The sequence below is a fragment of the Burkholderia sp. BCC1638 genome (assembly GCF_902833195.1).
GTDB classification, from domain to species: domain Bacteria; phylum Pseudomonadota; class Gammaproteobacteria; order Burkholderiales; family Burkholderiaceae; genus Burkholderia; species Burkholderia diffusa.
The window spans coordinates 1-1167 of the sequence record NZ_CADFEC010000079.1 but is presented as its reverse complement, the minus strand read 5'-3'; the positions used below and the strand labels follow the sequence as shown (position 1 = coordinate 1167).

The 1167-nt window shown below is 62.8% G+C and carries 1 protein-coding gene; it reads right to left on the bottom strand.

What is annotated here, in order from left to right; genetic code table 11:
• Positions 1–1053: IS21 family transposase (istA, locus tag HWX22_RS31235; protein WP_175916990.1), on the bottom strand; the 1053-nt coding region annotated here is incomplete at its 3' end.
• Positions 1054–1167 lie beyond the last annotated feature (114 nt).

Here is a 1167-nt window from a genome sequence, read left to right as displayed (position 1 = left end):
ATATGCCGGATAGCAGCGCACGCTCACCAACTGGTTCGTGTACTCGGTGGGCACGCTGTAGCGGTTGCGTTGGAAGTGAATCAGGCTGGTCGACGAGACTCGCAGGGTCTGCTCGATGTAGCCGTCGAACGGCCGTGGATTGGGCATCAGCCTGGTGCGTTCGTCCTGCAGCACGTCCTCGACTGTCAGCTCGGGCCACTGCGGGTGCCGCATCTGCCAGGCCTCACGACACTGATCAGCGACCCATTCGTTTAGGATCTCAAGCGTTTCCCAGCGCCGTAGCGCTGCTTCGTGCCAGATCTGACGTCGCCGGTCCTGAACGTTCTTCTCGACGATGCCTTTCTCCCAGCCGGCGGCACGGTTGCAGAACTCTGGCTCGAACAGGTAGTGACTGCACATTGCTTCGAAGCGCGCGTTGACCGCGCGCTCCTTGCCGCGGCCGACCTTGTCCACGGCGGTCTTCATGTTGTCGTAGATGCCGCGCCGGGGCACGCCGCCGAACGCGGCGAATGCGCGGGCGTGTGCGTCGAACAGCATCTCGTGACTCTGGGTGGGATAGGCGACGAGCCAGAACGCGCGGCTGGAGTTAAGTTTGACGTGGGCGACCTCCAGGCGTCGCCGTAGCCCGCCAACAAACGCGTATTCGCAGCTCCAGTCAAACTGGAAGGCTTCGCCGGGTTCGAAGGCGAGCGGCACGAAGGCCTTCCTGCGAGGCGCCTCAGCCTGCTCCTCGTGCCAACGCCTCACGAACGCGCTCACGCGGCCGTAGCTGCCGGCGTAACCCTCGGCGCGGATCGCCTCGAACATGAACCGGGCGGTGCGCCGGTCACGCTTCGGGCGATGACTGTCGGCACGCAGCCAACCTGTCAGCTGTGCGGCCCAGTCGTCGATGACGCTCGGGCTGACGCGCTTCGGATACTTCGGCTCGACGGCATCAGTCTGCCGCAGCCAGCGGCGCACCGTGTTTCGGGACAGGCCCGTACGCCGCGCAATCTCGCGCAGCGGGACCTTCTCGCGGAAATACATCCGCCTGATCTTGGCCAATATGCCCACCGTGATCACCTTTGTATCCCCTGCTCAAAGATTGAGCAGGGCATTCAATCACGTGGGTCAAAATTCGATGAAAATTTTCAGCTCTAGTGGGTCAGTTCTGTGCGGACATCAACA